The sequence below is a fragment of the Ectopseudomonas composti genome (assembly GCF_001567565.1).
Classification (GTDB): Bacteria; Pseudomonadota; Gammaproteobacteria; order Pseudomonadales; family Pseudomonadaceae; genus Aquipseudomonas; species Aquipseudomonas composti_A.
The window spans coordinates 267,593-275,800 of the sequence record NZ_LSSW01000013.1; the positions used below are offsets into that span (position 1 = coordinate 267,593).

General features: G+C 64.9%; 5 protein-coding genes. 4 read left to right on the forward strand and 1 reads right to left on the reverse strand.

Annotated features, from left to right (window positions below; all coding sequences use genetic code 11):
- Positions 1–19: 19 nt before the first annotated feature.
- The 4 genes from PCLY_RS03540 to PCLY_RS03555 all read left to right on the forward strand — a co-directional run bounded on the left by PCLY_RS03540 (position 20) and on the right by PCLY_RS03555 (position 6,991).
- Positions 20–1,144 (forward strand): efflux RND transporter periplasmic adaptor subunit, encoded by a 1,125-nt coding sequence (locus PCLY_RS03540; protein WP_082768006.1) that lies wholly within the window; start codon positions 20–22, stop codon positions 1,142–1,144.
- A complete protein-coding gene (locus PCLY_RS03545; RefSeq protein WP_082768007.1) occupies positions 1,141–2,226 on the forward strand; it encodes an efflux RND transporter periplasmic adaptor subunit in 1,086 nt (361 codons plus the stop codon). The genes PCLY_RS03540 and PCLY_RS03545 overlap by 4 nt, the downstream gene beginning before the upstream one ends.
- Positions 2,223–5,300: an efflux RND transporter permease subunit gene (locus tag PCLY_RS03550; protein ID WP_061237859.1), complete on the forward strand. Its 3,078-nt coding sequence runs from the start codon at positions 2,223–2,225 to the stop codon at positions 5,298–5,300. The genes PCLY_RS03545 and PCLY_RS03550 overlap by 4 nt, the downstream gene beginning before the upstream one ends.
- Before the next feature lie 137 nt (positions 5,301–5,437).
- Positions 5,438–6,991: a sigma-54-dependent transcriptional regulator gene (locus tag PCLY_RS03555; protein WP_061237861.1), complete on the forward strand. Its 1,554-nt coding sequence runs from the start codon at positions 5,438–5,440 to the stop codon at positions 6,989–6,991.
- Between the two features lie 177 nt (positions 6,992–7,168).
- Here PCLY_RS03555 and PCLY_RS03560 read toward each other — a convergent pair whose 3' ends face one another.
- Positions 7,169–8,056: a LysR family transcriptional regulator gene (locus PCLY_RS03560; RefSeq protein ID WP_061237863.1), complete on the reverse strand. Its 888-nt coding sequence runs from the start codon at positions 8,054–8,056 to the stop codon at positions 7,169–7,171.
- Between the last annotated feature and the right edge of the window lie 152 nt (positions 8,057–8,208).

The following is an 8,208-nucleotide window of genomic DNA, read 5'->3' on the forward strand; positions in this document are numbered from 1 at the left end:
GCAGAGGGCGTGACAGGGGATGGGGGTTGGATTGGATGCCGTTGCGCGCTGGACGCTGTTGCGCTTCGCTGCGACCTGCTGGTTGGTGGTTCTGGTGTTGGGGTGTTCCGTGGAGTCGGCGCCTGACAAGAGCGCGGTGCGCGTCGTGGCGCAGCGGGTCGAGCGGATGCCTGGTCTGGCGCAAACCGTCCTGACCGGCGATCTTCAGGCCCGCTTCGTCAGTGAGCTCGCCTTTCCCAGTGCGGGGAAGGTGACGCAGTTGTCGGTCGACGTCGGCGACAGGGTCGTTGCCGGGCAACGCCTTGGGCGCCTGGATCCACTGGAGTTACGTACGACTCTGGAACTCAGCGAAGCGCAAGTGCAGGCCCAGCAGGCGCGACTGGAACTGGCGCGTGCGGATCATGCGCGCCAGGCCCGGTTGCTGCCGCAGGGGTACACCAATCGCAACGAATACGAGCGAGCACAGGCAGCGCTCAAAGGCGCCGAGGCCGAGTTGATGTCGGCAATGGCGCGCCGCCAGATAGCCGTGGATGCCTTAGCGGATGCCGATCTGCTGGCTCTGGCCGACGGCGTGGTAGTCGCACGCCGGGTGACCGCAGGGGAGGTGGTCCAGGCCGGGCAGGTGGTGCTGTCGATGGCGCATGACGAAGCGTCTGAAGCGGTTTTCGACTGGTATGAAGCACTGCCTGCAGGGCTGCAGGTCGGAAGCACCGTCCATCTGCATGCGCTGAGCGAGCCTGAGCACGAGATCAGCGGACGGGTAAGAGAGATCGCGCCCCGCGTGGCGGCCGGCTCGGGCACCGTGCGCCTGCGTGTCAGCCTGCCGGCCGAGGCTGAGCAATGGCCGTTGGGAAGCGTGGTGGTGGCGCGTTTGGCCGAGCCGCAGGGCGAGGTCGCAGTGCTGCCCTGGTCGGCCCTGAGTCGTGATCAGGGGAGGCCGGCCGTTTGGCGCATCGACGCCCGGCAGCATGTCAGCCTGGTTCCGGTCGAGGTCTCGCGCTACGAAACGGGAAGGGTGCTGGTGGCGGCGGGTTTGCAGGACGGCGACCTGATCGTGGCCCAGGGTGGTCAGTTGCTCTATCCCGGTCAGCGGGTCGAGGTGGCTGCCGTGCAGGCCGCGGCAGATGCAGGGCTGCGGCCATGAGGTGGATGCAGGGGGCTCTGGTGCTGCTTTGTGTCCTGCTGATGGCCTGTGGCGAACAGGCCCCGTCTGCGCAGATCGAGCGTCCGGTTCTATTCGATGAAATCGCTCCGTCATCAGGTTCGGCCAGTACACGCTTCACCGGCACCGTTCAGCCGCGTTATCAGCTGGTTGCCGCGTTCCGCCAGAGCGGTCGTTTGCTCAGCAGGCAGGTCGAGGTCGGGCAGCGAGTCAGCAGGGGGCAACTGCTGGCGAGCCTGGAAAGCAGTGATCAGCAGAGCGAGGTACGCAACCGCCAGGGCGAGTTGGCTCGTGCCGAGGTGCTATGGCGTAACGCTCGCGACGAGCTGGTGCGTTACCAGGGCTTGCATGACCAGGGGGTTGGCAGTCTGGCCAGGCTCGAGCAGTTGTCCAGCGAGGTGCGGGTGCGTGCGGCGACCTTGCGCCAGGCGCGCACCGCCTTGAACCGTGCGCAGGAGCACTTGCGGCAGACGCAGGTGCTGGCCGATACCGATGGCGTGGTCACGGCATGGCATGCCGAGGTCGGGCAGGTCCTGGCCAGTGGTGCAGCCGTGCTCAGTCTGGCCCGGCTGGACAGTCTGGAAGTGTGGGTCGACCTGCCTGCACAGGGTGTGAGCGAGCTGGCGGCGCAGAACGGGCCGCCCCGTATCTGGGTCGCGTCGATGAGCGAGCCGGACGTCGGCAGTTGGGCGCATGTGCGGCAGATCGACCCTGAGCTGGATGCCGTTACCCGCGTGCAGCGGGTCAGGCTGGCGGTGGAGCGGCTGCCGGCAGAGGTGCACTTGGGTTCGTTGGTCAGCGTGGAGCTTGCCAGGCAGTCCGCGATAGCCGAACCGGTTCTGTCTGCTTCGGCATTGTGGACCTTGGCTGGGCAGCACTACGTCTGGCGGATCGACAGGCAGAGTTCGCAGGTGCAGGCCGTCGAGGTCGAGGTAGTCGATCGCAATGGATCGCGGGTGCGCGTGCGGGGAGGCTTGCAGCCCGGTGATCGGGTGGTCAGCGCGGGTGTGGCGCGCTTGAGCGAAGGACAGCGGGTCAGGCTCGAGGAGCGTAGTGGTTCATGAGGGAAGGATTCAATCTGTCTGGCTGGGCACTGCGTCATCGCACACTGGTCTGGTACGCCATGCTGGTTACCTTGCTGATGGGCACTTTCGCCTACCTGCAACTGGGGCGCGAAGAGGATCCCGCGTTCGCCATCAAGACCATGGTGATCCAGGCGCGCTGGCCCGGTGCGACGCTGGATGAAACCCTGCAGCAGGTCACCGACCGCCTGGAGAAGAAACTCGAGGAAATCGACGCCCTGGACTACGTGCGCAGCTACACCCTGGCTGGCGAGACCACGCTGTTCGTCTTTCTCAAGAGTGAGACGCCGGCGCGGGCGATCCCGGATGCCTGGTACGCGGTGCGCAAGAAGATGCAGGACATCCGCGGCGAATTGCCCGGCGGCGTGCAGGGGCCGGCCTTCAACGACGAGTTCGGCGATGTCTTCGGCAACATCTATGCCCTGACCGGCGAAGGTTTCTCGCCGCGGCAGTTGCGCGACTACGCCGAGCGCCTGCGCCTGGGGCTCAAGGGCGTGCCCGGCCTGGGCAAGGTAGAGCTGCTCGGCAGTCAGCCCGAGGTCATCTATCTGGACTTTTCCATTCGCCGTCTGGCGGCCCTGGGCATCGACCTGCGCCAGGTGATCCAGAGCCTGCAGGCGCAGAATGCGGTCACTCCGGCGGGCCTCATCGACGGCGAGCAGGAGCGTATCGCCGTGCAGGCCAGTGGCGCCTTCGCCAGCGAGGAGGATCTCGCGGCCGTCAGCCTGCGCTTCGGTGATCGCCTGCTGCGTTTGAGTGATCTGGCGCGCATCGAGCGTGGTTATGCGCAACCGCCGAGTTCTCTGTTTCGCTATGACGGTGAAGCGGCGCTCGGTCTGGCCGTGGCCATGCAGGCCGGAGGTAACATCCAGGATTTCGGCGCGGCCTTGCAGCACCGCATCGACGCGCTGACCGCCGACCTGCCGCTGGGCCTGGATGTGCATCTGGTATCCAGCCAGGCCCAGGTGGTGGACAAGGCCATCGGCACCTTCACCAAGGCGCTGTTCGAGGCCGTGCTGATCGTGCTGGTGGTCAGTTTCATCAGCCTCGGTCTGCGTGCCGGTCTGGTGGTGGCTTGTTCCATCCCGCTGGTGCTGGCCATGGTCTTTCTGTTCATGTCCTACAGCGGCATCACCTTGCAGCGCATTTCCCTCGGCGCCTTGATCATCGCCCTGGGGCTGCTGGTGGATGACGCCATGATCACCGTGGAGATGATGATCAAGCGCATCGAGCTGGGAGATTCCCTGCCCAAGGCAGCGACGCATGCCTACACCTCGACGGCCTTTCCCATGCTCACTGGCACCCTGGTGACGGTGGCCGGTTTCGTGCCCATCGGCCTCAACTCCAGTTCCGCCGGGGAGTATGTGTTCACCATGTTCGCGGTGATTGCCGTGGCGTTGTTGCTGTCCTGGCTGGTGGCGGTGGTGTTCGCGCCCTTGCTGGGTGTCTACCTGCTGCGGCGCCCGACTCAGACACACGGCAGCAGCCGCTGGCAGCGACTGTTTTCCGCCTGGTTGGCACTGGCGCTGCGTCATCGCAACTGGACGGTGGGCCTGACTCTGCTGGCCTTCGCCCTGTCGTTGGCGGCGACCCCGCTGCTGCAGCGGCAATTCTTCCCCGACTCGGATCGACCGGAGATCCTGGTGGACTTCCACCTGCCGCAGCAGGGTTCGATCAACGCCACGCGCGCGGTGATGGATCGCTTCGAGCAGGCGCTGCGCGACGACCCGGACGTGCTGCGCTGGAGCTCCTACGTTGGCAAGGGTGCCGTGCGCTTCTACCTGCCGCTGGATCAACAGCTGAGCAACCCCTTCTATGGTCAGGTGGTCATCGTCAGCCAGGGTGGCGCGGCGCGTGATCGCCTGCTCGCGCGCTTGCGCGAACGCCTGCACCAGGACTTCGTCGGCATCGGTTTCAACGTGCAGCCGCTGAACATGGGGCCGCCGGTGGGCTGGCCGATCCAGTACCGGGTCAGTGGCCCGGATATCCAGCAGGTAAGGGCTCAGGCCATGCGCCTGGCGGCGATCGTCGATGCCCATCCGCACATCGGCCAGGTGGTGTACGACTGGAACGAACCCGCCAAGGTGCTGCGCATCGACATCGAGCAGGACAAGGCGCGACAGTTCGGTCTTTCCTCCCAGGACACTGCACAGATCCTGCACAGCGTGGTGTCCGGCTCGAGCATCACGCAGATCCGCGATGGCATTCATCTGGTCGACGTGGTGGCGCGGGCGCAGGCTGCCGAACGGCAGTCACCGGAGCTGATCGGTAGCTTGCAGATACCTTCTGCTCGTACAGGTGAATCGATTCCGCTGCTGGCATTCGCTAGTATCGGTTATGAGCAGGAGCAGCCCCTGGTATGGCGCCGTGACCGCTTGCCGACCATCACCCTGAAAGCGAACATCGTCGGCGCCCTGCAGCCCGATGCGCTGGTCGCCGGTTTGCAGCCGGCGCTCGATGATTTCGCCGCGCAGTTGCCGGTGGGCTACAAGGTGGCGGTGGGCGGCGCGGTCGAGGCCAGTGCGCGTTCGCAGCAACCCATCCTGCGTGTGGTGCCCTGGATGCTGTTTCTTATGGTGACCCTGTTGATGATTCAGTTGCAGAGCGTGAAACAGGTCTTGCTGGTGCTGAGCGTGGCGCCCCTGGGACTGATCGGCGTGGTGGGAGCCCTGTTGGTGACCGGCTCGCCGCTGGGGTTCGTCGCCATTCTCGGAGTGCTGGCGTTGATCGGTATCATCGTGCGTAACTCGGTGATCCTGGTCAGCCAGGTGGAGTCTTTCCGTCAGCAGGGGTTCGCGTTGCAGGCTGCTGTGGTGCATGCCACCGAACATCGCTGCCGGCCGATCCTGCTGACCGCTGCGGCATCCGGTCTGGCGATGATCCCGATTGCCCGCGAGGCGTTCTGGGGGCCGATGGCTTACGCGATGATCGGTGGCATTGCCGTGGCCACGGTGTTGACGCTGATATTCCTGCCTGCCCTTTATCTGCTCTGTCATGCAGATGACGCGGGGCAGGGTGGAACGGTCGATGAGGTGCCTGCAACCAATGACGCATGAGCGTGCACAAAATGGTCATGGGTGTTGCGCCTGCGGGCGTGACACTCTCTCACACAAGGATAAAAGACCATTGAGAGTTGTTGATTTACGAGTGACTTCCCGTGCCGTGCTTGCGAGATATCAGCAGGAGGCCTGCCATGCGTATTAAGGTGCATTGTCAGAACCGTGTCGGCATCTTGCGTGACATGCTCAACCTGCTGGTCGACTACGGCATCAATGTCGCCCGCGGTGAAGTGGGGGGCGAACAGGGCAATGCCATCTACCTGCACTGCCCGAACCTGATCAATCTGCAGTTCCAGTCGCTGCGGCCGAAGTTCGAGGACATTCCCGGCGTTTTCGGCATCAAGCGCGTCGGCCTGATGCCCAGCGAGCGGCGCCACCTGGAACTCAACGCCCTGCTCGGCGCGTTGGACTTTCCGGTGCTGTCGATCGATATGGGCGGCTCCATCGTCGCTGCCAACCGTAGCGCCGCGCAGTTGCTCGGCGTGCGCGTGGACGAAGTGCCGGGCATTGCGCTGTCGCGTTACGCCGAGGACTTCGACCTGCCCGAGCTGGTGCGCGCCAACAAGGCCCGCATCAATGGCCTGCGGGTGCAGATCAAGGGCGATGTGTTCCTCGCCGATATCGCACCCTTGCAAAGTGAGCACGACGAGAGTGAAGCGCTGGCCGGTGCGGTGCTGACCCTGCACCGTGCCGACCGTGTTGGCGAGCGCATCTATCACGTGCGCAAGCAGGAACTGCGAGGCTTCGACTCGATCTTCCAGAGCTCGAAAGTGATGGCGGCCGTGGTGCGTGAGGCGCGGCGTATGGCGCCACTGGATGCGCCACTGTTGATCGAAGGCGAGACCGGCACCGGCAAGGAGTTGCTGGCGCGTGCCTGCCACCTGGCCAGCCCGCGCGGGCAGTCGCCGTTCATGGCGCTCAACTGTGCCGGTTTGCCCGAGTCGATGGCCGAGACCGAGCTGTTCGGTTACGGCGCCGGCGCCTTCGAAGGTGCACGCCCGGAAGGCAAGCTCGGTCTGCTGGAGCTGACGGCTGGCGGCACCTTGTTCCTCGATGGCGTCGGCGAGATGAGCCCGCGTCTGCAAGCCAAGTTGCTGCGCTTTCTGCAGGACGGCTGTTTCCGCCGTGTGGGCAGCGACGAGGAGGTGTACCTGGATGTGCGGGTGATCTGCGCGACCCAGGTCGACCTGTCCGAACTCTGCGCCCGTGGCGAGTTTCGCCAGGATCTCTACCACCGCCTCAACGTGCTCAGTCTGCATATTCCGCCGCTTCGCGAATGTCTCGATGGCCTGGCGCCTCTGGTCGAGCACTTTCTCGATTCCGCCAGTCGGCAGATCGGCTGCAGCCTGCCCAGGCTGGCGCCGCAGGCCTTCGAACGCATGGCCCACTACCACTGGCCGGGCAACGTGCGGCAGCTGGAGAACGTGCTGTTCCAGGCCGTCTCGCTGTGCGATGGCGGGATGGTGAAGGCCGAGCATATCCGCCTGCCGGACTACGGTGCGCCGCAGCCTTTGGGCGAGTTTTCGGTGGAGGGCAACCTCGACGATATTCTCGGCCGTTTCGAGAAGGCGGTGCTGGAGCGCCTGTATCACGAGCACCCCAGTAGCCGTCAGCTGGGCAAGCGGCTCGGGGTTTCGCACACCACCATCGCCAACAAGTTGCGCCAGCATGGCCTGGGCAAGGAATAGCCGCGGCCTACGACCTTGGTGCAATAGGCAGGGCAGGCACCTGCGGCGACACTGAAGCCGTCCCGATCATCCTGCGTGATTTGGGTGCAAGCGTTTCCGCATTCCTCTTGGGGAATGCCTTGAATGGGCGGGCGACCAAATTGGTCGCCCTTTTTTTGCCCGAGAATTCGTCTGGCGCTACACACCCTGGTTCAGTCGCTCGATCAGCGCGCGCACGCTGCCCGGTAGCGCATCCAGCTCACGCACCAGCATGCTGCGTTCGCGCAGCGCCCAGGTTTCGTCCAGTTGCAGGATCGCCAACTGCATGGTGCGGCTGTGCCGGCGTGCGGCTGATTCGGGGATGATGCCGATGCCGACGCCGCCTTCGATCATCCGGCAGATCGCCTCGAAGCTCGATACCTGAATGCGCAGCGCCAGGTTGCCGCCGAGCTGTTCCACCTGCTCGCGCAAGAAGCTCAGCAGGGTACTGCCCTCGTGCAGGCCGATGTGCTGGTAGGCGAGGGTGTCGGCGAGGCTCACCGAGTGTCGCTGCGCCAGGGCATGGCCCAGCGGAACGGCCAGTACCAGGCGGTCGGTGCTGAAGTGCAGCACCTGCAGGCCGGGCGCCTGCACCGGGCCGGCGATGATGCCCAGATCCGCCGCGCCATCGAGCACGCCGCGGACGATGTCGCGGCTCAGCCGTTCCTGCAGGTCGACGGTAACGCCAGGGCGTTCGGCGAGAAAACCGGCCAGCACTTCAGGGAGGAATTCGGTCACCGCCGTGGTGTTGGCGAAGATGCGGATGTGTCCGGCGGCGTCGGTGCCGTATTCGGTGAACTCGCTCTTCAGGTAATCCACCTGGCGCATGATCAGCCGCGCGTGCTGCAGCAGGCGCTGGCCGGCGGGGGTCAGCTCGACGCCACGGCTGTCGCGGTACAGCAGGCGGCTGCCAAGCTGGCTTTCCAGCGCCTTGATCCGTGCGCTGGCGGCAGCCGGGGAAAGGAACGCCTTGCGCGCGCCCTGGGTCAGGCTGGGCGACTCGGCGATATGGATGAATAGGCGCAAGTCGGGCAGATCGAAATGCATGGGTTCCTCTGCTTCTGTGGGAGGGGCTTTAGCCGCGACGCCCTGGCTTCCCCGGAAAACATCGCGGCTAAAGCCCCTCCCACATAGAAATATGGCGTTCAGCTTACCCGAACGCTGGTTTAAATAAATGCGGATTCTCTGAACGCGGTCGG

What these genes read in the sequence shown, in the direction of transcription:
- PCLY_RS03540 (WP_082768006.1), top strand. Translation starts at nt 20, where the DNA reads ATGGGGGTTGGATTGGATGCCGTTGCGCGCTGGACGCTGTTGCGCTTC.
- PCLY_RS03545 (WP_082768007.1), top strand. Translation starts at nt 1,141, where the DNA reads ATGAGGTGGATGCAGGGGGCTCTGGTGCTGCTTTGTGTCCTGCTGATG.
- PCLY_RS03550 (WP_061237859.1), top strand. Translation starts at nt 2,223, where the DNA reads ATGAGGGAAGGATTCAATCTGTCTGGCTGGGCACTGCGTCATCGCACA.
- PCLY_RS03555 (WP_061237861.1), top strand. Translation starts at nt 5,438, where the DNA reads ATGCGTATTAAGGTGCATTGTCAGAACCGTGTCGGCATCTTGCGTGAC.
- PCLY_RS03560 (WP_061237863.1), bottom strand. Translation starts at nt 8,056, where the DNA reads ATGCATTTCGATCTGCCCGACTTGCGCCTATTCATCCATATCGCCGAG.